The following is a 23,876-nucleotide window of genomic DNA, read 5'->3' on the forward strand; positions in this document are numbered from 1 at the left end:
CGGGTCAGAACGGCCAGCCGTCGAAGACCACCGCGCGGGCGGGCGCGGCCTCCACGTCGGCGATCTTGATGGGCAGCGCCATGAGCTGGACGACGGGATTGGAGATCTGCCCGAGATTCTGGATGTTCTCCAGGATCGGGATGCCGGCGGACAGGAGCCGCCGGTGCACCTGGCCGCTGCGGTCGTCGGGCCGCTCGGTGATGCAGTCCATACCGACGAGCGTGGCACCGTTGTCGGCCATCCAGTCGGCCGCTGAGACAGTGAGGTACGGGGGCTTGTCCCAGTAGTCGTCGCGTCCGAGGTACCGGTCGGGGTGATCGGTACGGATGAGCAGCCGGTCCCCCTCCTGCCACACGTCGCGTACGGCCTTCTCCAGGTCCTCGCCCGTCACCGGGTCCAGGTCCCGCTTGTGGGATAGGTCGGCGACGACGGCCCGGCCGACGAATGTGCTGAGCGGAAGCTCGTCGATCTTCTCGCGGTCCTCGAAGAAGTGGAAACCGGACTCGATATGGGTGCCGTTGTGGGGAAATATCTCCAGGTTGGAGAACGTCCGACCAGTTCCGGAAGGGTCGGTGGCCGGCGTCATAGCCCGATGTACGTGGAATTGCGGATACCACGGCGCGTCGTAGGAGGGCATGCCCTCAAACCAGCCCTGACTAATATCGATCAGCTTCACGCGGCACTCCACCACTAGCACGGAGACTCCGCCGGGAGCAGCGGAGTCAGAGGAAAGGTAACACGTCTCCGAGGAGGAGCCAACAATTAATGGAGATCATTGTTCGACTGGGCGGCGAGGGATGAATGCGGTTGATGAGTTTGAGAATTTTCCTGACGGAAGCAGTATTCGCCACCTCTTAACATTGACGTGACCATTAATTAATAGCGGCCGGACAAGATGTCTCAATCATTTCGCTGGGATTCGTGCTCAACGCGGCCCTTGCCCCCGCTTGCCGTCGTTGGTCGATGCAGGCGAATAGGTCACCTCCAGGATGCCTTGATAGAAAGATTCGTTATGTCCATTGTGGCGTGACCTCCTTCGAGGAATTTATTTCCGCCACTCGGTGGTACGCTCGGCCGCACCATTCCCTGTTCGGGGAGAAGTTCACATCAAGCCCATGGAAGGCCTATTACGTGATCGTGATCCTTGATCATTTGGCACCCCAAGAAAGTGTCAGGGACCTCATCGAAACCCTTTCGGAAAACGGACTCGACGCAGAGTTGACAAGGCTTGGGAACATCTCGTTGCTCGTATCCGAGAGTTCCGGAACGGCGGGCTTGGCCACCATGCTCGAAGGTCTCCCGACCGTCTCCCGGGTCCTACGGGTGCCGGGGCCGCAGCGGCTGACCAGCCGGGCCTTCCGCGAGCAGGACACCCGCGTCCGGGTGGGCATGAACCTGCAGGCCGTGTTCGGCGGTACCGAATTCATCGTGATCGCTGGCCCCTGCGCGGTAGAGAGCGCCGAACAGATGACAGGCATCGCGGACATGGTGCGCGGGGAGGGCGCGGTCATGCTGCGCGGCGGTGCCTTCAAGCCCCGTACTTCCCCGTACAGCTTCCAGGGGCTCGGGCTCGCCGGTCTCACGCTGCTCGCGGAACAGCGTCGGCGCACCGGACTTCCCGTTGTCACCGAGGTCGTCACCCCGAAGGACGTCGAGTGCGTCGCTGAAGAGTGCGACATGCTCCAGATCGGTGCACGCAACATGCAGAACTTCGAGCTGCTCCGTGAAGCCGGCGCCGCGGGCAAGCCCGTCCTGCTCAAACGGGGGATGTCCGCCACTGTCGAGGAGTGGCTGCTCGCCGCCGAGTACCTGCTGCATGTGGGCAACGACGATGTCGTTTTGTGTGAGCGGGGGATCCGCAGCTACGAACGCAGTACCCGGTTCACGCTGGACCTTAGCGCGGTGGCCGAGGCCAAGCGGCTCACCCACCTGCCGGTGATCGTCGACCCCAGTCACAGCACCGGAAAACCACACCTGGTCGGGCCGATGTCGCTGGCGGCTGCCGCCGTCGGGGCCGACGGGCTGATTGTCGACGTGCACACCGACGCCCGCGCCGCACGGTGCGACGGTGCCCAGGCACTCAACGGCACGCAGTTCGCCGACCTGATGAAGAAGCTCGACCCCGTCCTGGAAGCCGTGGGCCGCCGGCTCGCACCGACCGCCCGCGCCGCCGGCTCCCTCGCCTCGGCCTGACCACCCACTGGAGACGCAGCATGTTGTCGTACCCCAAGGATCCGTTCTCCGCGGACCTCGGTCCGGACGAACTCGTGCCCGCCGCTATGAGCTGGCACTTCTCCGCCGAGACCGGCTCCCCATACTGGCTCAAGCGCGCCGCCGACCTCGGCTTCGACCCCCTGACAGACGTCCGTACCTGGGACGACCTCGACCTCTTCCCCGATGTGAGCGAGGAGTGGCGCACCGTCACGGTTGACGACCTAGTGCCGGCCGGTACCCTCGCCGACCCCTGGGACTTCCAGGTCTTCGACAGCGGCGGCACCACCGGCTCGCCCAAGCGCATCGTCGAGTCCCGTTCCCGCCGCAACGGCGTCGCTTGGGTCAGCGAGGTTCTCGCCGCGCATGGCATACCCGGCCGGAGCGAGGGACACTGGCTGCACATCGGCCCCACCGGGCCGCACATCGTAGGCCGATCCGTGGGTTTGCTCGCCCAACTCCGCGCGGCGTTCTGCCACTACATCGACTTCGATCCCCGCTGGGTCAAGAAGTGCATCCAGCAGGGCAGGGGGGAAGAGGCCGGCCGCTACGTCCAGCACATCCTCGCGCAGGCCCGGGACGTGCTCAGCACCCAACCCGTCGCCGTCCTCTTCGCCACCCCACCCGTGCTGGAGGCGATCTGCGCCAACGAGGCGCTTCTCGACCTAGTGCAGCGCAAGGTACGCGGCGTCGTGTGGGCGGGCACCAGCGTGAGCCCGGAAACTCTGCGCGCCTTCGAGGAAGAGGTGTTCCCCGACGCGGCCGTCGTCGGGCTCTACGGCAACACCATGATGGGCATCGCCCCGCAGCGTCCCCGGAAGACGGACGACAGCCACCCCTGCATCTTCATCCCCTTCCACCCCTACAGCAGGGTCAGGGTCGTCGACCCCGAGCAGCCGACCCACCAGGTCCGGTACGGCGAGCGGGGCCAGGCGCGCATCAGCCTACTCTCCCGCGACCTGCTGGTGCCCTGGACACTGGAACGCGACTCGCTGGTCCGTGTCGCCCCGACCGCCCGCTATCCGCAGGACGGGCTCGCCGACGTCCAGGTACACGCTGGCGACAGCGGACAGGCCATCATCGAGGGGGTGTACTAGCCATGGCCGTGGACGTCGCGCCGAACCCTGGCGGCCTGACACTCAGCCCGGCCGAGCGCAGCATGCTCGTGGACGCCTGCCGCGCCAGCGTCGAACGAGCCCGGGTCACCGGCCGGCACGCCCTGGTCAGTTGGGCCCACCCGTACCCCCTCACTGACCCCTTCGCGACGTGGGCCGCAGCCCGTACCCGCACCGGCCGCTCCCTGTACTGGCAGTCGGCATGGGACGGCAGCACGGTCCTCGCCTTCGGCAGCGCCCACGACCTGCGCGGCACCGGTGCCGGCCGGATCGCCGCAGTCCGCTCCGCTTGGTCGGAGCTGGTACACGAGACGATCAGGGCGGGTCCGACCGGGCCGGGGAGGGGGCCGCTCGCCCTCGGCGGTTTCGCCTTTGGAGGCGAAACGGACGGCACATACGGTATTCTGCCCGATGCCCTGCTCTGGGTGCCGTTGATGCAGGTGCGTCACACCGCCCGGGACACGGCGGGCACACCGGCGGAACTACGGCTCAATGCGCTCGTCGACGGCAGCGACGACCCCGAACTGCTCGCCACGGTACTCACGCTTCGGGTCGAACAGTGTTTCGGCGCTCATCACACGAACGGACGTCCCCCCACCCCCCGGACTCGCACGACCATCGAGACCCCCGCCGCCGAGGAGTGGAAGGATCTGGTCCGCCGCGCCACTGCCCGGATCCGCGCGGGCGACTTCGAGAAGGTGGTACTCGCCCGGCGGGTGGACGTCACCGCCGACCGAGAGCTCGACATCCCGGCAGCGGTGCATCGGATGCGGGAGACCCATGCCGGTACGACGGTCTTCGCCCTCGGCCACGGCGACACGACCTTCCTCGGCGCGACACCCGAGTACCTGGTTCGGGTCGAGGATCGGGAGGTACACGCGCTCGGCCTGGCCGGCACCACCCCGCGTGGCGCCACCCCTGCCGAGGACCGGGAACTTGAGGCCGAGTTGTCCGGCAGCGCCAAACTTCGACACGAGCACGACGTCGTGGTGCGGATGCTCAGCGAAGCGCTCACCGAATCGTGCACCCGGGTCACGGTCGAGGCCGAGCCGCAGGTACTCAAACTCGCCCATGTCCAGCATCTGTCGACGCCGGTGCGGGGACGGCTGGTCGAGGGTTCAGCGGAAGGCGTCCTCGACCTCGCGGCACGTCTGCACCCGACACCCGCGCTCGGCGGCCACCCCCGCGCCGAGGCGTTGGCGTGGCTCACCCGCAACGAGGGCTTCGACCGCGGATGGTATGCCGGCGGGGTCGGCTGGGCCGACGGAGACGGCAACGGGGAGTTCGCCGTAGCCATCCGTTCCGCGCTGGTGCGGGGCGACACAGCCCTGTTGTACGCGGGCTGTGGCCTCGTGGCCGACTCCGACCCCGAGGTGGAGTACGCCGAGACGTGCGCCAAGCTGCGCCCCATGCGCACCGCCCTCGGCATCGACTGACCGACCCGACGCCCGGGCCCGGCCACCTGCCCGCACCGACAGCCCTGCGGAATAGTGGCACCTTGAGCCTGGAGAACATCGCCGGTGGCGGGCTGGCCGGCTCGCATGTTCGCCGCACTGTGGACCGTCCAGGGACCTGATGCATGCTCGCCGTGCTCTCGTCGCCGGTCGCGTCGTCGACCTGCCGGCGGCTACGGATCCCGGTACCGCGCTGCGTGACGCCTTGCACCCGGCCCAATCGTTACGGAAGGAGATTCTCCCGTGACCGCGACGCCCGAACGACCCCCGACTCTGCACGGCACCGACGAGCTGCCCGCCCCCATTTGATCGAACCCACGGCGTCGGCGGTGAGTCGGCCCGTGCTTGGGAGACGCATGTCCTTCTTCCGCCCCCGGTTCCCGGGCGAACGCGCCCTGGTCTCCGGCATCGCCGTGGACGCGATCGGCTCCGGTATGTACGTCCCCTTCAGCCTAGTGTTCTTCCTTCACGTGACGGGCCTGCCGCTGCCGTTGATCGGGCTGGTGCTCACCGCCACGGGCCTGATCGCCATCGCCGTCGTTCCCGTGGTGGGCATCGTGGTGGACCGCGTCGGTGCCCGCCCCACGCAGATCGCCCTGTATGTGATACGGGGGCTCAGCTTCGCCTGCTTCCCGCTCGCCCGGTCCCTGCCAGTGTTCGTCCTCGTCGCGCTGTTCACCTCGGTGGGGACCCGCGCCTTCCGGCCAGCCCAGAACGCCCGGCTCGCCGAGCTCGCCGACGGCACTGACCGAGACCGCCTGCTCGCGCTCAGCCGTAGCCTGAGCAACGCTGGTCTCGGTGCGGGCACCCTGATCGCCTCGATCGTCATCGCCACGGCGGGCGATGCCGGCTACATGGTGACGGCGTGGCTCAACGGGGCGAGCTTCCTCGCCGCGGGCTTCCTCGCCTCCCGCACACCGCCGGCACCACCCCGGAACCCGGCGACCGTCCGTGCCCGTGGCGGCGGTTACCGGACCGTCGTCGAGGACCGGCCCTTTCTCGGCCTCGTCTGTGCCAACCTGCTCGTCGCCCTCGGCTTCTCGGCCCTCACCTCGCTCCTCCCGCTGTATGCGACAGGCTGGCTCGACCTGCCCGAAGGGCTCGTTGGCAGCGCCTTCCTCCTCAACACGGTGCTGTGCGCGACTCTCGGTGTCCCCGTCGCCACCCTCGCCCGGCGCTGCTTCTCCAGCCGTCCGCGGGCCGCCGCTGCTGGTGCCGTGCTCTTCGCGCTGGCCTTCCTCGCCCAGGCAGGACTCGGCATCGTTCGACCGCACGGCGTACCCCTCCTGCTCGCTGGGCTACTGGGCACCGTACTCGTGATGACGATCGGTGAGATGGTGTACAGCCCCTCCTCAGAAGCGCTGTCACAGTTCGCAGCGCCGCAGCGGTTGCGGGGCCGGTACCTCGCCACATACCAGATGTCCTGGTCACTGGCGTACGCCCTGGGTCCGATGGTGTTCACCTCCCTGCTCACCATCGACGGCCGCCTGCCGTGGCTGCTGGTGGCGGGCACCGCGGCAGGCGGTGCGCTGCTCCTGGTAAGCGTCGAGCGGCGGCTGCCCGTCGAGGCAGTCGCCTTCGTCCCCCCGCCCGTGCCCGGGAAAGCCACCCTCACCGCCGCCACCTGACCGAGCATCACCAATACCGGACACGGAGTCATGATGCGGGCCACCAGCCCGCCACCTCACCGTCAGGAGACCCGACATGGACCGCGTCACGCTGACCGAGACCTACCTGGCGGAGCTGGAGGCCGCCGGGACACCGGCCGAGGAACTCCTCGCCGGCCTGCCCCACAACAAGATCGTCAACAGTGGCAAGCCGAGTGGCCTGGGCAGGTGGCTCGCCCGCCCCGTCTTCCTGGGCGATGCGGAACTAACCCGGCTGACCGCCGACCTGGACAACCTACTCACGGCGCTGGAGAGCCTCCCCAGGAAGCTCTTCGGCGGGGACTTCGCCGCCTTCGCGCGGGCGGTCGGACTCACCGAACCACAGGTCGCGGCGGTCATGCAGAACCGCGGGGAGCGGCTGACCCGGCAGAGCCGGGCCGACCTGGTCTGCGATGGCACCGGCTTCAAGCTTCTCGAATTCAACATCGGCAGCGCGATAGGCGGGATGGACAACGTCGACGTCTGTCGGGAACTCCTGACGGTTCCCGTCCTCGCCCGGTTCGCCGAGCGATACGGGCTGACCTTCGTCGACTCCCTGCGCGGGCAGGTCCACAACATCCTGACCGAGACCGGTTTCTCGGCCGGGGACCACCCGGTCGTCGCGCTCACCGAATGGCCCTCGGCCTTTCCGGACGAGCTGCCATACCTGACGCAGCTTTGCGGGCGTTGGCGCGAGTTGGGACTCGACGCCGTCCCCTGCCACCTTGGTCAGCTAGAGGTGCGCGACGGCCGCGTACGGCTCGCGGGGCGGCCCGTTGACATCATCGTGCGGACCTTCCTCATCCGCGACGTCGTCGGCCCGGACGCCTCCCGGCTGACCACTGCCGTCTTCGAGGCCGCCCGCCGGGGCGAGGTGAAGATCTTCACGCCGCTCGACACCGCCGCCTACGCGAGCAAGGGGGCGCTGTCGCTGCTCTCGGAGGAAAGCAACCGGCACCTGTTCACTCCCGAGGTCGTCGCGAGCCTCGACCGCATCCTGCCGTGGACCCGGCGAGTGCGTCGCGAGGAGGTGACACTGGAGAACGGCGATCGAGTGGACCTCGTCGAGTACGCCCTGTCGCACGCCGAGGACCTGGTTCTCAAGCCGACGTCGCTGTTCGGCGGCAAGGGCGTCGTGCTCGGCTGGGCCGACGACCTTACCCCCGAGGCATGGCGCGCTCTGCTGCTCGCCGCGCTGGACAGCCCCCACGTACTGCAACGACGGGTGCGGCACGTGCTGGAGACTGTCCCCATCCCGGGCGGCGGCGTGGACCGATTCCGTCCCGTCTGGGGGATCGCCACGGGTGTCGACGGCTTCATGGGAGGCAGCGTGCGGGCACTTCCCTCGGCGGCCGGCGACGCCGTGGTGAGCCTCGCCAACGGCGCCCACATCGGAGCGCTACTGCACGAGACACCGGCGCCCCTCGCCGGTGCCGCTCCGGAAGTGAGCCGTCGGCGGCTTTGGGGAACGGCCACCGTCATGAAGGCCGCGGTGTTCCACGGCAGGGGCGACGTCCGAGTCCAGGAATGGCCGGCGCCTCCTGCCCCTGGGCCCGGCGAGATCCAACTCGCCGTGGTGCGGGCCGGCATCTGCGGCACGGACGTCGAGGAGTTCACCTCCGGTCCCCACCTCATTCCGCTCACCCGGCCGCACTTCGCGAGTGGACACCATGGCCCCTTGGTCATCGGCCACGAGATGGTCGGCGAGGTCGTCGCGACCGGACCCGGGGTGGACACCTTCGCCCCTGGCGACATGGTCGTCCCCGGCTCCGGCGTCTCCTGCGGAGACTGCCGCTGGTGCGTACGCGGGCGGACGAACATCTGTGGGCGCTACTACACTCTCGGACTGCACGTCGACGGCGGTCTCGCCGAGCGGGTCAACGTTCCCGCCCGGATCAGCCGTTCGGTGGGCGACCTCGACCCCGACATCGCGATCATGGCACAGCCGCTGGCGGTGGCGCTGCGGGCGGTCCGCGACATCACTCCCGATCCAGACCAGACCGTGGTGGTAATCGGCCTGGGCAGCATCGGGTCGCTCGCGGTCGCCGCCTGCGCGGCCCGTGGCGTACGGACGGTCGGTGTCGACGTCTCGGCCGCCCGACTGGAAACCGGCCGCCGTGCCGGTGCGGGACTGCTGATCGACGCCTCGCACGAGGATGCGAGCGCCGTGATCCGGGCGGTGACGGGCGGACACGGCGCAGACGTGGTGATCGAGGCCTCGGGCGCCCCGGCCGGCCTGGCGACCGCGGTGAACGCGGTGTGCCGGGGCGGGCACCTACGGCTGGTCGGTCTGCACCGCGATCCCTCGCCGCTCGACCTGACCCGACTGGTGCTGGAGGAGGTCATGCTTGACACCTCGAAGGTGCACATCTGCGATCAAGACCTCCCCGAGGCGTTGGCGCTGCTCACCGACCACCCGGAGATCGCCACGACGGCGCTCGATGAGGTCGTCACCCTGGACCGGCTGATCCCGGACGGGCTGGAGCGCATCGCCCGCGGAGACGCCACCGGCAAGGTCGTCGTCCGCCTCTAGCCGATGCTGTAGACGATCGGTGGCCATACTCGACGATCGACAAGACCGGCTTCGGCGACTGGCGGTCGCCATCGCGCGGCCAGCCCTGAGAGCAGGCTCGGGACCCGTACCGGGTGACCTCCTTCGGGCCGCTCAGCCGGGCGGTGTCCCGAGCAGCGCGTCGGCAATCGAGGTGCGCGCGTACAGCACGGAGCGGCCAGCGCGGTGCGCGCTCACCAGTCCGGCGTCCCGCATGGCGGTGAGGAACTGGGATACCCCGGCGGGCGAGAGGCCGGTGCGCCGAGCCAACTCGGCGGTGGAGGCAGGTGACTGGAGTTCGGTGAGCAGCAGGGTACGCGAGCGACCGAGCACCGCGGCGACCGCGACGGATCGGGAAGGAGTGGGTCGCTCCCACAGAACGCCCACGCCGCGCGAGGGGTAGGCCAGTTGCAGCGGCTCGGCGTCACGCACCACAGTGAGCACGCCCGGCCCGGCAAAGACGGAGGGGATGAGCAGCAGCCCGGCACCCTTGGTCGCGCCGCGCAGGGTCTGCGCGCGGCGGACCAGCCGCAGGGTGTTGTCCTGCCAGCTAATCTTGGCATGCAGCCCATTGAACAGGGCCTCCGCGCCGAACTCGGCGACCTGGCGGGCCCGGTGGAAGACATCGGCCTCCAGCACGGTGCGTATCCGCTGCCAGTAGGGTGCGAGCGCCAACTCCCAGTACCTCTCGATCTCGGCTGCGAGTTCGGGGAGCAGTCCCTCCGGATCGGCCCGCAGAGACCGCACTCGCCTCGAGGCGCCGCCCAGGTGTCGTGCCAGGTGGTCCAGGTCCCGCTGCACAGCGACGGTCGCACTGCCCCGCACCGCGTCCAACTCATCTCCCAGCGAGGGCGCGTGCCCGGCCGGAACGGGATTGAGGAAGTCGGGAAAATAGCCGCTCGGGGGAACGAGCGCGGTGAGCCAGCCGCGATCCAACCCGGCCGTCGTGAGGCGAGGTCGCACCTGCCCGATCCAGGGCAGATGCCCGACGGTCGGACGGGCGGATCGCAGCAACCGGAAACTGGTCACGACCTCCCACATGGGCGAGAGGGAGAAACGCATCCGTGCCAGGTCACTCGCCGAGAGCTCCACCTCAGCCAGTGTGGACCCCCCGCATTCAGTCATCGCTGAATCAGTTGTCGGGCTTTCCCGGGCCGCGCATCATGCGGCCATGTTCTCCTCGTACCGGGGCCTGCCGCGCACTGCCTGGATCATCTTCAGCGGAACGATAGTGAACCGTCTGGGCTTCATGGTAGTGCCCTTCCTGGTCTACTACCTCGGCGCACGGGACGTCAGCACGTCCGAGGTCACCTACGTGCTGGGTGCCCTGGGCATCGGCAACCTGGTCGGCCCGCTGCTCAGCGGGATGCTCGCCGACCACTGGGGCCGCCGCTCCACGATGATCACTGGGTTGTTGGGCACGGCCGCCTCGCACGGCCTACTCTTCGTGGCACCCAATCTCGTGACCTTGGCCTTCGGAGCCGCCGCGCTGAGCGTCTGCGGCACGATGGTCAGCCCCGCCGCCAATGCGCTCCTCGCGGAGTCCGTCGTTCCCGAACGCCGCCGCAACGCCTTCTCGCTGGTCTACTGGGCGGTCAACATCGGCAGCGCCGGTGCCGGCGTCCTCGGTGGCTTCCTCGCCGAGCAGGGCTACTGGCTGCTATTCGTGGTCGACGGCGTCTCCTCCGTCCTGTTCGCCGTCATCGCCGCGACCCTGCTCCCCGCCGGAAAGGGGTACACGGCACCCAGTACCGTCGTGCGCAGCGGTTACAGCGTGGTACTGCGCGACCCGCTCATGCGTGCGCTGCTGCCATTGTTCGGCATCACCCTGGCGATCTACTCCCTAACCGAGGCCGGCCTGCCATTGGCGATCCGCGACGACGGCCTCTCACCCAAGGTACTGGGACTGATGTTTACGCTCAACGCGGTCCTGGTCGTCATCGTGCAGCCCATCGCCGCCACGGTGCTGGACGAGTTTCGTCCGCTCGTCGTCTACGTCTTCGCAGCCGGGCTAATCGCTGTCGGCGTCGCGCTCACCGGCGTGGCCAACAGCCTGTGGAGCTACGGTGCGAGCGTCGCGGTGTGGTCGCTGGGCGAGGCGGCCATCGGCGGCATCCACTCGGCGACGATCCAGAGCATCGCCCCCGACCATGCCCGAGGCCGCTACCAGGGCGCCTTTCAGTGGTTGTGGGGCACTTCCCGGTTCGTCGCCCTGACCGTGGGCACCGCTGTCTACGCGCACGCGGGATCCGCTGTCCTCTGGTGGTTCTGCGCGGCGGCGGGTGTCGTCGCCCCGTTGGGGGTTCTCGCCATGGGCCCGGCCATCGAACGGCGCACGGCCGATGCGGCAAAGGCGGAAGCCGTCGTCGCGGCGGCTGACTGATTGGATATCTCACCGGCCGGTCCGACGTTTGACGCCGAGGCCGTGGCCAGGTCTTCGGCGTTGAGGCAGGCGGTGTCCAAGGCGCGCAGTAGGGCCAGGGCTTGTCGTCCCATGGCCTGTTCGACCAGGGGTGGCTGGTGCAGGGTTGCGGTGGCCAGGGCCTGGTGCAGTCGGTCAGCTTCGGCGGTGACGCCTCGTTGGCGGCCGGCTCGTCGTATGGCGTCGGCGAGGTTGTCTGGGGTCAGTGTCGCTGCCTGGGTGGGGGTGGGCGCTGTGGCGATCACGGCGCGGGCTTCGGGGCGGGTGATCCCGCCGCGGGCGTCGCGGAAGGCCAGTATGAACGTCGGGTAGTACTCGCGCAGCAGTGAGCGCAGTTTGTTGTGGGCTTGGGTTCGATCCCATACGGCGTCTTGTTGGGCACGGGCGAGAACTGCGATCGCCTGGCCGAGTTCGGAGTCGTTGGGCAGCGGCCGGTGCACGGCCATGTCGGTGCGCAGAATGTTGGCCAGGACCATCGCGTCGACGTGGTCGGACTTGGTGCGTGAGGCGGTGTATCGGTCTCGGTAACGAGCGACCGCGACCGGGTTGATCGCGTAGATCTGGCGGCCGGTCGCCCGCAGGCAAGCCACCAGCAAACCCCGGGAGGTCTCTACCAGCAGATCAGCGAGGTGCTGGCCACTGCCAACCCCTCCCACTACCAGCCGACCCTCCCGGGAAACACGCACTGGCGCAACTGGCCGATGTCAGGGGCACTGTGACACCTGACGTTGTACCACGACACCGGGAGTACGCCTCGCAGTTGATGTCATCAACTCAGACGGCAGATCGGGGGATCCGTTGACCGGGCTCGAACCGGCGTCCTCCCGGTCCCTAGCCGGGTGCTCTACCGCTGAGCTACAACGGATCTCCACGGGCCCCGTCGGCTGGGCTCGAACCAGCGTCCACCCGGACCAGAGCCGGGCGCTCTACCACTGAGCTACGACGAGCGTGATCATGCTGCCCTATCACGGCTTGACGTGTCCATCCCGTTCCGGCAGCTCGCTGACCACGACGTCACCCGGGATCAGCGTGTGCTCCAGGCCGCTCTTGATCATCTTTCCGGAGAACGCTCCACCGGCACGGAGCATCGATGCCCACAGCGGGTCCACGATCGATACCCCGTGCACCAACTCGGGCGTGGGGCGGAAGCGCCCGGTTGCTGCGGGTGTCCTGGGACCTGTCCAACCGGACGTGACCGGGTCGACGCCGCCATCGGCGCATGCTGCCTCGACATCCGCACGGGTGCAGGCGGTGGTGCCGTCGAGCACGTCCCACGGCAGCGGTAGCCGAGCCCATACGCCCACGTCGGGGTGCAGGCCGCCGCCGGTCGACCGGTGCCATGCCGCCAGGTCCGCCGCGATCAGCATCATCGCCTTGCCCGGGCAGGACGCCTGCAGCAGTCCGAGGCTGTCGGCGGCGTCGAGCGCCGCGATCCAGGCCGCCCGCGCGGCGTTGTACGCGCCGCACAGAAGGTTCCACGTCGACGAGTCGTTACCCCGCCTCACGATCATGGTGGCCTGGTCGAACTCACTGGCCGTCCATACCCGCTTGAGCAACGCCGCGACCTGGCGCATCGTTGTCCACCACCGGCCCAGCAGCTCACCGCGCTGTGCCTCGGTCAGCCGGGCGAGCACAGCCGGCGTCGGATGGGCCTGGGCGATCATCCACCAGTCCGTCGCCGGGTTGGCGGTGCAGTGCTTGAACAACAGGTCGGCGATGTCGTCGTACGGGTTGTCCCGCCCCGACAGGGTGAACTCCCGCCGCAGCTTCCGCTTGGCAGTCAGATACGCCACGAAGCAACCCGCCCACGGATCAGCCAGAAACGCATCCCGCTCGATGCTCGCGGCGAATCCTGCCCGCGCGACCATGGTCAACTGCCGCTTGGTCTGCTCGACCGCCAACCTGTCGGCTTTCGCCGACAGTCGCTGGGTCACCCGGAATCGCCGGTTGTACTGCCGCTTCGACAGCTCGATCCCCGCCGTCACCCGGCCCTCCCGGTTCAACCGGTCACGCAGGAAGTCCAGCCGGGCCGGATCGACGGCACCCAGGGATTCGCTCAGGCGGGACGAGAATTCAAGCAGCGAGACGGGATCGTCCGGGTCGACGCCGCCGGGCGTCAGATCGAACAGCCGCGTTGCGGCGTCGACCTGACGGGCACCACCGACCGGCCGGGCGAAGTCCGCCGACATCGAACTCCACCCGTTCCAGCGTGATGCCCCGCGAGCCGCCCGCCCCACCGTCATCCGGTCGCGAAGCCCCAACTGGCCGCCCACCACCCGCAGCACGAGATGCGCAACCTCCTCCGGCCGGCGCCGCTCATCGAGCGACGTGTGCAGCGCGACCAGGGCATCCTCAGCAGAGGTCTCGGCGATCGACATGGCGGCATCCTGGCAGGCACGACGCGACCCAAGCAATCCGATTCACCACCGCCCCTGGCACCGCACGGCGGAATGCTCATCATCAGATCCCAACCGGTCTCTACCGTGGAGGTGGTACGCGACCCCTACCGGACATCGTGCGACGAGGTGCTGTGTGCCACGTCGTTGAACCCGATCTCCTCGTTGTCCCTCAACACCTCCGCTACCACGCGATCATCGGCACAAACGGACACTCACCGGGCGCGCGGATTGCGGCATGAGAGTGAGATGCACCGCGATCAGATGTGGCGGAGCACCAGTGTCGCGAAGCCGAGAACGTTGCGGTACCCGCGCAACCACTGATCGCGGTGCCTTCGGGCGACGGTAAGTACCTCGGCAGCGTCCGGATGGCCGGGGTTGTTCAGCGCCCATTCAGTGAGCGAGCCGCTCCACGACCATTCGTAGTCGTCCCACTCGGCGGCGTCGCTGACATGGGCGTACACCGGCGTCCAGCCGGCCTGTTCAGCTGCGTCGATCAGGCCGGGGAGGTCGGTGAACTCCTCCGGCCGCGCATCGAGCGCGGCGAGTGCATCCGGAGTCGGTGGGACCTGCCAGAATCCCTCACCGACCATCAGGATGCCGTCGGCGTTCACCTGCCGGCCGGCCGACTCCAGCGTCTCGGCGAAGCCGCCGAACACGTGGGTCGATCCGACGCACAGCACCAGGTCGTAGTCGCCGTCGGGCGCGTACGTGCGGGCGTCGCGCTCGTGCAGCGTGAGCCGGTCGGCGAGGCCTCGTTCGACGGCAGCGCTCGCGGCGCGTTCGAGGGCGTACCGGCTGACGTCCACGCCGTCCGCGTGCCCCTCGGGGTAGTGCGTCAGGGCCTGCAGCGTCCAGGCCCCCTCTCCGCAGCCGAGGTCGAGGATGCGAGCCGCGGGTTGCCGGTCCGCTCGGCGCAGGAGGCGGTTGAGGGTGACACCGGAGACCGGAGCCGCGATCGGGTGGTGCGAGTGCGCGATGCTGCTGAGCCGCTGACGATCCACCGTCAAAGTCAACACGAGTCCGACCGACACCCGCACCCGGATTCACCACGGCACGCACGGCCAGCGGCATGGCATGGGAGCACTCCCCGTCCAGATGCGGGCTGTTTCTACCGTGAGGACATGCAGTGGTATCTCTTGCTTGCTGGCATCGGGCTTGTGGCGGGCGTCGTGGTCCTGATCTTCCAGCGCAGCGGTCGCCGGCCGCGGAGCGCAGCGGAGAAGGCGGCGGCCGCGCGGGCCGCCATGCGGGCGATACGCCGCGACTCGCCGCGCCCTGATCGCGACATTTTTCACCGGGGTCGTGGTGTTCCCGATCGGCACTCTGCCGCCATCGTGGACAACGCCGGGTATGGAGACGCTGCGAACTTCGATACCGGTGGCGGAGGGCGAACGGACTGAGCCCTCACCCGAGAGGCGCAGCTGTGCATACCGAATTGCGAAACATGTCCCTCTCAACCGGTTGGCCGCCTGGGGCAGGCATCGCTGCGCTTAGCTGGCCGCCCAGCGCACCAACGGTCTGGTCTTCCAGTGCACTCCACGCGGTGGTTCCTCGTCGTCGTCGGGCCAGTCGATGACGGGGAGGGCGAGAAGACCGATCCGGCGTGCCACGACCTCGTTGGCTTCGGCCATCCAGGTGCTGGCCCAGGCCAGCTCACCCGGCAGGGCGAGGAGCCGTTGACCGTCGGCGGGATCGAGCCGGTCCAACAGAGGATTGCCGTGGCGGTCGGGACCGTCCGCCGCTCTGCCGCTCCAGCGAGTACCGACCTGGTGCGATCGGGCCCGTAGCGGGATCAGCACGCCGTCGATGTCGACAAAGATCGAGGTCGTCGGACGCTGGCAGGCACTGCGGAACCGTACCGCGACGGGCGGTCCGGGCCGCTGACGGCAGCGGCCGATGACCTTCAGTAGCGCGAGAGCGGCAGATCCGGGTGCTTGATCTTGGCGAGCCGTGTGGCCGGTAGGAAGGCACCCCGATGGCGCGGCGCGGCGACGTTGCGTTCTGGGTCATCGGCCGATCGGATGGCCGGTGGCGATGATCGGCTATTTCCATGGGCGACGGACACCCTGCGACGTCTAGGAAGGAGGCATGGCCAACGAGCGGACCGTTCCCCTGCTGCCCTGCGCGTCCATTGATGACATTGAAGCCTTCTATGGAGTTCTCGGTTTCCGTACCACGTATAAGCAGCGCAAGCCCAACGCGTGCGTGGGGGTGCAGCGGGAAGACCTGCATCTGCAGTTCTTCGAGATCGCCGGGTTTGACTCGGAGCAGTCCTACGGCTCCTGTCTCGTACTCACCGCGGACATCGAGGGACTACACCGGGCGTTCGCCGCTGGCATGCGCGCCGCGTACGGCAAGGTCCTGGTGTCCGGAACGCCGCGGATGACCCGGCCCAGGGCGCGGAAGAACGCCGACGGGTGGGGTGGGTTCAGCGTCATCGACCCGGGCGGCAACTGGATCCGCGTCTTTCGGGACGCCGCCACCGCGCCGGTGCCGGCCGCCACGCCTGCCGGGCGGCTGGCCAAGGCTCTGGCGAATGCCGTCGTGCAGGCCGATTCCCGGGGAAGCGTGGGACAGGCCGTTCGGATCCTCGACAGCGCGTTGGCCCGCCCGCAAGCCGACGACGACCCGGTCGAGCAGGTAGAGGTCCTGGTCTACCGCGCCGAACTCGCGATGGTGCTGCACGATCCAAAGACTGCGGCCGAGATGCTGACCCGCGCCAAGTCCGTCACGCTCACGGAAGTCGAATCCGAAAGGGCAGCACCCGCGTTCGACAACGCCGCCGACCTCGCCGCAGCATTGCGGTAACTCACCATTCGAACGCCTCCGCCATCTCGGCTACGTCCGGACGCCGGGTGGCCTCGGGAGTAGTCACCGCCCGTGGCACGCGGTCGGCGGCAGATCCGGATGGCAGCTAAGTCAGGATCAACGCAGCGACACAGACGGTGTGGGCACGGTGTGGTGCCTGCGGCACGTGGTCGGCCATTTTGCATGGGCGCTATGTGCGGCGGCTGGCGGATGTGTGGTGACGAACAACCCGCCCTGTGCTCTCCATCGAACTCGCCGACCGGTAGCCGGGGGTGTTGGGGGCAGACCGCCGCGGGGGCGGGTGCGGTGTCGAAACTGATGGTCTGGCTTCGCCCTCCCCGGCCGAAGCCGGCGGGTCCGCAGTGGGCGTCGAGGATGTCCAGCCGCGGCTGACCTCGGCCACGTCGAACCAGTACCGCAGCTGCTGCTCGCCCCGCCGCCGCGATAGTGGACGTCGGTCATGCAGCCCCGGGTGTAGCCGAATTCCTCCAGCTCGGTGTCGTGGGGGAACACCACCTGGAGGTCGGCCCGCATCCGGCTCATCAGGGTGAACTGCGCGAGAGGGCGCAGCGCTCGTGCACCGGGTATCGGAAGGCCGGCGCGGCCACGGCAACGACGGCCGACCCACGGAACCGACCCATGGTCGTCCAGAACCAGAACCAGAACCAGAACCGGCCGCCGGACGACGGGCGGCGTTCCGGTTCCGGCCGGTGTCAGGCCGCGACGAACGCGACGCCGGCCAGCCGTTCGGAGACCTGCCAGACGCGCTGGGCCTCCCCGGTGTCGCGCAGTGTCGGGTACATCCGCTGCTCGGCGGGTGGGCCGCCGAGGTTGCCAGGCCCGCCGGGTCCGTAGAGGACGGCGGGACGGGCGTCGGGGTCGGTCGCGGCCATCAGCGCGGGCAGGGCCGCGGTCTGGACGGTGCCGACCAGGATGCCGCGGGCGGACATGGCCCGGATCAGGCGGATCGCGGGAGTGTCCCGGCTGCGGCCGAGTTCGGGGCGGGCGGCCAGGAGGCTGGTGGGGGCCACCCCGGGATGGGAGAGGTTGCTGGTGATGCCCCACCCGTGGGCCCTGCTACGTCGGTCCAGCTCCAGACCGAACAGCCCGAACGCGATCTTCGACTGGCGGTAGGCGCGCATGCCGTGGTACGAGCGTTCCCAGTTGAGGTCGTCCCAGTTGATGCGACCACTGCGGGCGGCGACGCTGACCTGGGAGGTGACCCGGGCCCGGCCGGCGCTCAGCAGGGGGAGGAGCCGGGCGACCAGGGCGAAGTGGCCGAGGTGGTTGGTGCCGAACTGCACCTCGTACCCGTCGGCCGTGGTCTGCCGGGTCGGCGGCTGCATCACACCGGCGTTGTTGATCAGGAGGTGGATCGGACGGCCCTCCGCACCCAGGGTCTCGCCCAGCGTGGCGACCGACTCCAGCGAGGACAGGTCCAGGCTGCGTAGCGAGACCTTCGCGTCCGGGTGGGCCCGCCGGATGGTGGCGATCGCGGCCTCACCCTTGCCCGGGTTGCGGACGGGCAGGATCACCTCTGCGCCGGCTCCGGCCAGCCGGGCGGCCATGCCCAGGCCCATCCCGTCGCTCGCTCCGGTGATCACGGCCAGCTTTCCGGTCAGGTCGGGGACGCTGATGTCGACAGGTGTACGTGGCATCGGCTCTGCTTTCGCTGTCGGTGGTCCGGGTCATCGGGTTACGCCGTCGATCATCGGTCGGATGCGGGGCGGTAGCCACGGCCTACCGATCCCACCCTCGGCGGGCCCGCGGCCGGGAAGGGGGGATCGGCGGGGCGTGGCTACGTCCCTGCCGTGGCCGGTAGAAACAAGGCGGTACCGGAGGGAGGCGTCGTGATCGATCGCAGTGGGCTGGCGGAGTTCCTCCGTAACCGGCGTGAGGCACTGCAACCGGAGGACGTCGGACTGCCCCGTGGGCAGCGCCGCCGGACGAACGGGCTACGCCGTGAGGAGGTCGCCGGGTTGTGCCACATGTCGACCGACTACTACTCCCGGCTGGAGCGGGAACGCGGCCCGCAACCGTCGCAGCGGATGCTCGCCTCGATCGCCCAGGGCCTGCACATGTCGATCGACGAGCGCGACCACCTGTTCCGCCTCGCCGGCCACCAACCGCCCCCCAGGGGTGCCTCCAACGACCACATCAGTCCCGGTCTGCTGCGGGTGCTGGACCGGCTGGACGACACCCCCGCCGAGATCGTCACCGAACTCGGCGAGACCCTGCGGCAGTCCGCCATGGGCGTCGCGCTCACCGGGGACACCACCCGCTACACCGGGCCGGCCCGCAGCGCGGGCTACCGGTGGTTCACCGACCCTGCCGTCCGTCGCTTCTACGCGCCCACCGAGCACGCCTTCCTGACCCGCATGTACGTCTCCGGGCTGCGTCAGCTGGTCACCCTCCGGGGCCCGGAGTCGCGGGCGGCGTACCTGGCCGGGCTGCTGCTGGCCGCCAGCGAGGAGTTCCGGCGGGTGTGGGACGACCACGAGATCGGGGTACGCCCGCACGAGGTCAAGCACTTCGTCCACCCCGAGGTCGGCGCGCTGGAGTTGAACTGCCAGCGGTTGGTCGACCCGGACCGGGCCCACTCGCTGATGGTCTACACCGCCGTTCCCGGCAGCGAAAGCTACGAGAAACTCCAGATGCTGTCCGTCATCGGCGCCCAGCCGCTGCGCTGAGGCACGTCCCCGCCGCGCCGACCCGCCGGGGGCGGCGTTGGACGGTCCCACACGCCGGACAGCCCGTGACACGAGGCCAGCGGCACGTCAGCGGGCCAGGCGCTCCAGCAGTTCGTCGAGCAGTCCGCGTTCGCCGGGGGTGAGGTCGCCCGGGTCGTCGTCGACCAGTGCCCGCAACGTCAACGCGGCGCTCGCGCGGGTCGCGGGGGCGTCGGCGGAGGGTGTGTGCAGGACTCCGGCCAGCGCCGCCTCACGGACGCGTCCGGACAGCCCGAGGTCCGGCTCCGTCTGGCTGATCAGGGTGAGCGTGATGCCGACGTTGGCGGCGAAGACCTGTTCGGCGGCGTCGTCCGCCGGCACCTTGAGCATGCCCCGGGTGGCTGCGGCGGTGAACCGTTCACGCAACGCGGCGTGCGCGGGAGCGGTGACGGCGCAGGCTCTTCCCGGCTCGGCGCGCCCGTAGAGCAACCCGTAGAACGACGGGTGCGCCAACCCGAACTGCACGTGCCGGTCCCAGCCCGTGCGGAGGTCGTCCAGCGGGTCGCCCGAGTTCTCGACCGCCGTGTACTGGGTGAAACCGTGGTTGGCCACGGCGTCGATCAGGCCCTGCTTGCTGCCGAAGTGGTGGTAGAGCGTCGGGGCCTGCACCCCGGCGCGGTCACACACCGCCCTCGTGGACACCGTGGCGCCGCTCTCCAGCATCTCCGCCGCGGCGAGCAGGAGACGATCCCGTGCGTTGGTCACGCTTGCTATGGTAGCCCATATAGCGCTACATTGCGTTCTATAGCGAGAGGAGAAGTCCATGCGGACCTGGTTCATCACCGGTGGGACGCCCGGAGGGTTCGGTCTGGTCTACGCCGAGGCTGCACTGGCACAGGGGGACCAGGTGGCGTTGACCGCACGTCGGCCTGCTGAGCTGCGGGAGTGGGCCGAACCGCACGGTGACCGGGTGCTGGTTCTCCAGCTCGACGTCACCGACTCCGACCAGGTGCGGACGGCGGTCGCGGCGGCAGAGGAACGGTTCGGCGGCATCGACGTGCTCGTCAACAGCGCGGGCCGTGGCTGGTACGGCTCGATCGAGGGGGCTCCCGACGAGACGATCCGCCGCACGTTCGACCTCAACCTGTTCGCCGTCGTCGAGGTGATCCGCGCGGTCCTGCCGGGTATGCGGGCCCGCGGCGACGGCTGGATCGTCAACATGTCGTCGGTGGCCGGCCTCGTCGGCGCACAGGGGTTCGGTTACTACGCGGCGGCGAAGTTCGCGATCGAAGGCCTCACCGCGACGCTGCGCCAGGAGGTCGAGCCGTTCGGGGTGCGGGTGCTCGCCGTAGCGCCGGGAGCCTTCCGTACCAGTGCCTTCTCCTACTTCCAGCACGAGCCCGTCACCGAGACCGTCGACGCCTACGTGCCGATGGTCGAGGCGGTCAAGGCGGCGTTCGTGGACGCCGACGGCAAGCAGGCGGGTGACCCTGTTCGTGGCGTGCAGGCCGTGATCAGCGCGATGAACGCACCCGTTGCACCGCACCGGATCGTGCTCGGCAACTCCGGCTACGACGCCGTCGTCGCGATGCACGAGAACGCACTCGCGGAGCTGCGCGCGAACGAGAAGCTCTCCCGCAGCGCGGACTTCTGAGCCTGTCGCCACAGCGCTGTCGGCGCGCCCTCGCACCCTAGAACCGGAGAGTGGAAATGAATGACATCACGCTGCCCACCGTCGTCGAGAACTTCATCGCCGCCACCAACGCGCACGACGCGAACGCGCTGGCCGCGGTCTTCGGCGACGGGGCCACCGTGCGCGACGACGGGAAGACCTGGACCGGCGGGACCGAGATCCGCGAGTGGATCCAGGGACACCTGATCACCCCCAGGATCGTGCTCACCCCGACCTCGTTCGCGGACGAGCGGCTGGTGGCCTCCGGGGACGGCGACTTCCCCGGCGGCCCGCTGTCCTTCTCGTTCGAGTTCGGCATCACGGACGGCCAGGTCACCGACCTCGCGATCGCCCCTGTCTGATCGTCACCGACCGGGGCGGCCCGAGGGGAGGCCGGCTCTCGATCATCGAGGGTCGGCCGCGCTGACGAGGGACGAGCGCGGCGCGGTGAAGGACCGCCCGGCGGTCCGGCGCGCGACCGGACGGGGCCGACCGCACCGGAGCCGGCTACCGCGACCGGATCACTGCGGGGCGCGCGAGGAGGAATCGCCCATCAGACCCTGGACCACGGTCCACATGTGGCCGGCACTGGAGAACAACGCTGGGTCGAGCACCTCGTCGCCGAAGTCGACACCGAACTCCTTCTCCAACTCCGTCAGGAGCGCCGTCGCCCGCAACGAGTCCAGGCCCAGGTCGACGAGCGGCTCCGCCGGGACGTCCTCGTCCGTGGAGACCGCCGCCAGGTAACGGCGCAGGATCGCCTCGAACGGCGCCGGCCAGGTGGTGGCTGACATCTAGGTCTCCGTCCTGGGCGGGGCCGCATCGGCACGGTCGAGGAACCGTCGGGTCAGCGCCGGATAGTCGATCTTGCCGTTGCTGTTCGTGTCGATCGCGTCCACCGCGAGCCATCGCGTCGGCAACATGTACGGGGGCAACGTCCGGGCCAGCTCGGACCGTACCGTCGCGTGGTCCGGCGGACGGTCGCCGGCCGCCACGTAGGCGAGGCCGATCTCGCGTCCGGCGGCCTCGGGGGAGTCCACCGCCACGACCGCCACGTCGGCGAACTCCGGCAGCCCCCGCGCCACCCGGGTGATCTCGTCCAGTTCGACCCGGTAGCCGCGGGACTTGATCTGCCGGTCACCGCGACCGTGGAAGTGGGCGAGACCCTGCTCGTCGATGTTGGCCCGGTCCCCGGTGCGGTACCAGCGGGTGGCGTCGTCACCCTCGACGGTGCCGAACACCGCCGCCGTCTCCGCCGGGCTCCGCCAGTACCCCGGGCTGAGTCCGACCCCGGCGATGTGGAGGTCACCGACCACGCCGGCCGGCACCGGCCGCCGGTGTTCGTCGAACACCCCCAGGCGCTCGCCGGGCAGCGCGGTGCCGATCGGCACCCCGGCACCCGGCGCCGGCATCGACCCGACGTCGTGGTAGCTGCTCGCGACGGTGGTCTCGGTGGGCCCGTAGAGGTTGGTGAACCGGACGTGCGGCAGGTTCGCCATCCAGTGGCGCAGACCGTCGACCGGAAAGACGTCCCCGCACCAGACCAACCGGCGGAGCTCCGGCATGTCCCGCACCACACCACGGTTGGCCATCGCCATGAGGACCGACGGCACGGACGACCACTGGGTCAGCCGCGACTCACGGATGAACCGCGCCAGCAGATCAGGTACGAGGTTGTAGTGCGCCGGGACCATGTGCAGCGACGCGCCGGCCGTCACCGCCGAGTAGATGTCGAGCACGGAGAAGTCGAACGACAGCGCCGAGTGGCAGGAGAGCCGGTCCATGCTGGTCAGTCCGAAGTGCTCCCGCGCCCAGGACGCCAGACTCAGCACGCTCTGGTGGGTGATCGGCACTCCCTTCGGCGTTCCTGTCGAACCCGAGGTGAAGAGCAGGTACGCGAGGTCGGTGGGGGCCGGTTCGGTGGCCGGTGGCGTGGCCGGTGCGGCGCAGACCTCAGCCGCCACGACGTCCTGCGGTCGAAGGGCGTCCGGTGGCGGGTCGGTGAGCCAGACCGTCACGGCCGACGGGCCGTCCCAGCACTGCCGGAGCAGGCGGTGAGTGGTGGCGTCCCCGATCAGGAACCGTGGCTCGGCCGCGGCGATCCGGGGCCGCAGCCGGGCCGGCGGACTGGCGGTGTCCAGCGGAACGTAGACGCCACGGCATTTCAGGACCGCGAAGATGGCGCAGATCGCCGCAGCGGACCGGGGGAGCAGGAGGACGACCCGGTCGCCCGGCCGGAGCCCACGGGACGCCAGGACGTGGGCGAGGCGGCTGCTCTCCCGCTCCAGGTCGCCGTAGGTCAGCACCCCGCCCTCGTCGACCACCGCCACGCTCGACGCATCACGGTCGGCCTGGTCGCGGACCAGATCGACGAGGCTTCCACGTGCCACGGCCCGTATCCCCATGTCGGGGTTCCCTTCCGAAACCTCGTAGTCAGTGCAGCCGGCGACAAATTCCTGCCTTTCTACCACACGTCCATTGCGCGAAGGGACACCGAAATTCACGGCTAAAGGTCACCAGACCCGCTGTCCAGCGCAGTTCTCCACCCAGCGTCAGGTAAACCGGGCCCAGCACGGTCGCCCACCTCGCCGGGTGCGTGGATCGGGTGGTCCGGCGCGCGGTCCGGGCAGCCCACCAGCGGCTTGTGACCCGGTCGGCGTCGGTGCACAGGGCAGTGACGAGACCTCTGGCACGCGCACCGCCCTGCCCGAAACCCTGCCTTGACACCCGGCATCCGCTCGCCGATTCTCTAGGTGATCGTACCACTTGCGGGTGTGCGGCAAACGGGGGAGGAGCCCGCAACAGGCAAATACCGTGGTCAATGTCACCCGAACCGCTGGCCGACGCCGTTTCTCCGGTCGATCCAACTTCCCGCTGCCCCCGGTGCGGCCCCGTGACGCAGGGCAGCCACGGGGAAAGGAGTCCCACG

The 23,876-nt window shown here is 69.3% G+C and carries 20 protein-coding genes, 2 tRNA genes and 1 pseudogene; 11 read left to right on the plus strand and 12 right to left on the minus strand.

The features are described 5' to 3' along the window. Positions 1 to 4: 4 nt before the first annotated feature. On the minus strand, positions 5 to 637 hold the full coding sequence (locus FJK98_RS12855; RefSeq protein WP_240762964.1) for a cyclase family protein: 633 nt from the start codon (positions 635 to 637) through the stop codon (positions 5 to 7). A gap of 389 nt (positions 638 to 1,026) precedes the next feature. Between FJK98_RS12855 and aroF the strand changes: the two genes are divergently transcribed. The 5 genes from aroF to FJK98_RS33580 all read left to right on the plus strand — a co-directional run bounded on the left by aroF (position 1,027) and on the right by FJK98_RS33580 (position 8,959). Further along, a complete protein-coding gene (gene aroF / locus FJK98_RS12860; RefSeq protein WP_205789432.1) occupies positions 1,027 to 2,193 on the plus strand; it encodes a 3-deoxy-7-phosphoheptulonate synthase in 1,167 nt (388 codons plus the stop codon). Between the two features lie 20 nt (positions 2,194 to 2,213). After that, positions 2,214 to 3,308, plus strand: a complete 1,095-nt coding sequence (locus FJK98_RS12865; RefSeq protein ID WP_145919220.1) for an AMP-binding protein — start codon at positions 2,214 to 2,216, stop codon at positions 3,306 to 3,308. 2 nt (positions 3,309 to 3,310) lie between these two features. After that, positions 3,311 to 4,762: an isochorismate synthase MenF gene (locus FJK98_RS12870; protein ID WP_145919221.1), complete on the plus strand. Its 1,452-nt coding sequence runs from the start codon at positions 3,311 to 3,313 to the stop codon at positions 4,760 to 4,762. Positions 4,763 to 5,136: 374 nt separating this feature from the next. Beyond that, positions 5,137 to 6,408 (plus strand): MFS transporter, encoded by a 1,272-nt coding sequence (locus FJK98_RS12875; protein ID WP_145919222.1) that lies wholly within the window; start codon positions 5,137 to 5,139, stop codon positions 6,406 to 6,408. Positions 6,409 to 6,484: 76 nt separating this feature from the next. Then, positions 6,485 to 8,959, plus strand: a complete 2,475-nt coding sequence (locus FJK98_RS33580; RefSeq protein ID WP_205789433.1) for a zinc-binding dehydrogenase — start codon at positions 6,485 to 6,487, stop codon at positions 8,957 to 8,959. 132 nt (positions 8,960 to 9,091) lie between these two features. Here FJK98_RS33580 and FJK98_RS12890 read toward each other — a convergent pair whose 3' ends face one another. Further along, a complete protein-coding gene (locus tag FJK98_RS12890) occupies positions 9,092 to 10,069 on the minus strand; it encodes a DUF5937 family protein (RefSeq protein WP_145919223.1) in 978 nt (325 codons plus the stop codon). 79 nt (positions 10,070 to 10,148) lie between these two features. Here FJK98_RS12890 and FJK98_RS12895 point away from each other — a divergent pair, with 79 nt between their 5' ends. Continuing rightward, complete coding sequence (locus FJK98_RS12895) at positions 10,149 to 11,360, plus strand: MFS transporter (RefSeq protein WP_145919224.1); 1,212 nt, start codon at positions 10,149 to 10,151, stop codon at positions 11,358 to 11,360. A 404-nt stretch (positions 11,361 to 11,764) separates the two neighbouring features. Here the strand turns inward: FJK98_RS12895 and FJK98_RS33990 are convergent. The 5 genes and pseudogenes from FJK98_RS33990 to FJK98_RS12920 form a co-directional block, all read right to left on the minus strand. Further along, a pseudogene (locus FJK98_RS33990) lies at positions 11,765 to 12,085 on the minus strand (transposase); the annotation flags it as partial. A gap of 107 nt (positions 12,086 to 12,192) precedes the next feature. Next, a tRNA-Pro gene (locus FJK98_RS12905) sits at positions 12,193 to 12,264 on the minus strand. Between the two features lie 10 nt (positions 12,265 to 12,274). Then, positions 12,275 to 12,346 (minus strand) — tRNA-Gln (locus FJK98_RS12910). Positions 12,347 to 12,364: 18 nt separating this feature from the next. Beyond that, on the minus strand, positions 12,365 to 13,777 hold the full coding sequence (locus FJK98_RS12915; RefSeq protein WP_145919225.1) for a hypothetical protein: 1,413 nt from the start codon (positions 13,775 to 13,777) through the stop codon (positions 12,365 to 12,367). Positions 13,778 to 14,055: 278 nt separating this feature from the next. Continuing rightward, complete coding sequence (locus tag FJK98_RS12920) at positions 14,056 to 14,835, minus strand: cyclopropane-fatty-acyl-phospholipid synthase family protein (RefSeq protein WP_240762799.1); 780 nt, start codon at positions 14,833 to 14,835, stop codon at positions 14,056 to 14,058. An 84-nt stretch (positions 14,836 to 14,919) separates the two neighbouring features. Between FJK98_RS12920 and FJK98_RS12925 the strand changes: the two genes are divergently transcribed. Further along, on the plus strand, positions 14,920 to 15,198 hold the full coding sequence (locus FJK98_RS12925; protein ID WP_145919226.1) for a hypothetical protein: 279 nt from the start codon (positions 14,920 to 14,922) through the stop codon (positions 15,196 to 15,198). 90 nt (positions 15,199 to 15,288) lie between these two features. Here FJK98_RS12925 and FJK98_RS12930 read toward each other — a convergent pair whose 3' ends face one another. Beyond that, positions 15,289 to 15,504 (minus strand): hypothetical protein, encoded by a 216-nt coding sequence (locus FJK98_RS12930; protein ID WP_145919227.1) that lies wholly within the window; start codon positions 15,502 to 15,504, stop codon positions 15,289 to 15,291. A 382-nt stretch (positions 15,505 to 15,886) separates the two neighbouring features. Here FJK98_RS12930 and FJK98_RS12935 point away from each other — a divergent pair, with 382 nt between their 5' ends. Beyond that, positions 15,887 to 16,606, plus strand: coding sequence for a VOC family protein (locus tag FJK98_RS12935; protein WP_145919228.1), 720 nt, complete (start codon positions 15,887 to 15,889; stop codon positions 16,604 to 16,606). A 713-nt stretch (positions 16,607 to 17,319) separates the two neighbouring features. Here the strand turns inward: FJK98_RS12935 and FJK98_RS12940 are convergent. Further along, positions 17,320 to 18,264 carry an SDR family oxidoreductase gene (locus FJK98_RS12940; protein WP_145919229.1) on the minus strand — a complete coding sequence of 315 codons (945 nt, stop codon included), beginning with the start codon at positions 18,262 to 18,264 and terminating at the stop codon, positions 17,320 to 17,322. A gap of 192 nt (positions 18,265 to 18,456) precedes the next feature. Here FJK98_RS12940 and FJK98_RS12945 point away from each other — a divergent pair, with 192 nt between their 5' ends. After that, positions 18,457 to 19,296 carry a helix-turn-helix transcriptional regulator gene (locus tag FJK98_RS12945; RefSeq protein ID WP_145919230.1) on the plus strand — a complete coding sequence of 280 codons (840 nt, stop codon included), beginning with the start codon at positions 18,457 to 18,459 and terminating at the stop codon, positions 19,294 to 19,296. An 87-nt stretch (positions 19,297 to 19,383) separates the two neighbouring features. Here the strand turns inward: FJK98_RS12945 and FJK98_RS12950 are convergent, their stop codons facing one another. Then, complete coding sequence (locus FJK98_RS12950; RefSeq protein WP_205789435.1) at positions 19,384 to 20,040, minus strand: TetR/AcrR family transcriptional regulator; 657 nt, start codon at positions 20,038 to 20,040, stop codon at positions 19,384 to 19,386. 58 nt (positions 20,041 to 20,098) lie between these two features. Between FJK98_RS12950 and FJK98_RS12955 the strand changes: the two genes are divergently transcribed. Beyond that, positions 20,099 to 20,929 (plus strand): SDR family NAD(P)-dependent oxidoreductase, encoded by an 831-nt coding sequence (locus tag FJK98_RS12955; protein ID WP_145919232.1) that lies wholly within the window; start codon positions 20,099 to 20,101, stop codon positions 20,927 to 20,929. 56 nt (positions 20,930 to 20,985) lie between these two features. Beyond that, positions 20,986 to 21,309, plus strand: a complete 324-nt coding sequence (locus FJK98_RS12960) for a nuclear transport factor 2 family protein (protein WP_145919233.1) — start codon at positions 20,986 to 20,988, stop codon at positions 21,307 to 21,309. 159 nt (positions 21,310 to 21,468) lie between these two features. Here FJK98_RS12960 and FJK98_RS12965 read toward each other — a convergent pair whose 3' ends face one another. Further along, entirely contained in the window at positions 21,469 to 21,741 is a 273-nt protein-coding gene (locus tag FJK98_RS12965; RefSeq protein WP_145919234.1) for an acyl carrier protein, read from the minus strand. Further along, positions 21,742 to 23,337, minus strand: a complete 1,596-nt coding sequence (locus tag FJK98_RS12970; protein WP_168222447.1) for an amino acid adenylation domain-containing protein — start codon at positions 23,335 to 23,337, stop codon at positions 21,742 to 21,744. Between the last annotated feature and the right edge of the window lie 539 nt (positions 23,338 to 23,876).

This window comes from Micromonospora sp. HM134 (assembly GCF_007833915.1).
Classification (GTDB): domain Bacteria; phylum Actinomycetota; class Actinomycetes; order Mycobacteriales; family Micromonosporaceae; genus Micromonospora; species Micromonospora wenchangensis.

What these genes read in the sequence shown, in the direction of transcription:
- FJK98_RS12855 (WP_240762964.1), bottom strand. Translation starts at nt 637, where the DNA reads ATGCCCTCCTACGACGCGCCGTGGTATCCGCAATTCCACGTACATCGG.
- FJK98_RS12875 (WP_145919222.1), top strand. Translation starts at nt 5,137, where the DNA reads ATGTCCTTCTTCCGCCCCCGGTTCCCGGGCGAACGCGCCCTGGTCTCC.
- FJK98_RS12940 (WP_145919229.1), bottom strand. Translation starts at nt 18,264, where the DNA reads ATGCCACGTACACCTGTCGACATCAGCGTCCCCGACCTGACCGGAAAG.
- FJK98_RS12960 (WP_145919233.1), top strand. Translation starts at nt 20,986, where the DNA reads ATGAATGACATCACGCTGCCCACCGTCGTCGAGAACTTCATCGCCGCC.
- FJK98_RS12965 (WP_145919234.1), bottom strand. Translation starts at nt 21,741, where the DNA reads ATGTCAGCCACCACCTGGCCGGCGCCGTTCGAGGCGATCCTGCGCCGT.
- FJK98_RS33580 (WP_205789433.1), top strand. Translation starts at nt 6,485, where the DNA reads ATGGACCGCGTCACGCTGACCGAGACCTACCTGGCGGAGCTGGAGGCC.
- FJK98_RS12895 (WP_145919224.1), top strand. Translation starts at nt 10,149, where the DNA reads ATGTTCTCCTCGTACCGGGGCCTGCCGCGCACTGCCTGGATCATCTTC.
- FJK98_RS12915 (WP_145919225.1), bottom strand. Translation starts at nt 13,777, where the DNA reads ATGTCGATCGCCGAGACCTCTGCTGAGGATGCCCTGGTCGCGCTGCAC.
- FJK98_RS12935 (WP_145919228.1), top strand. Translation starts at nt 15,887, where the DNA reads ATGGCCAACGAGCGGACCGTTCCCCTGCTGCCCTGCGCGTCCATTGAT.
- FJK98_RS12955 (WP_145919232.1), top strand. Translation starts at nt 20,099, where the DNA reads ATGCGGACCTGGTTCATCACCGGTGGGACGCCCGGAGGGTTCGGTCTG.
- FJK98_RS12865 (WP_145919220.1), top strand. Translation starts at nt 2,214, where the DNA reads ATGTTGTCGTACCCCAAGGATCCGTTCTCCGCGGACCTCGGTCCGGAC.
- FJK98_RS12870 (WP_145919221.1), top strand. Translation starts at nt 3,311, where the DNA reads ATGGCCGTGGACGTCGCGCCGAACCCTGGCGGCCTGACACTCAGCCCG.
- FJK98_RS12925 (WP_145919226.1), top strand. Translation starts at nt 14,920, where the DNA reads ATGCAGTGGTATCTCTTGCTTGCTGGCATCGGGCTTGTGGCGGGCGTC.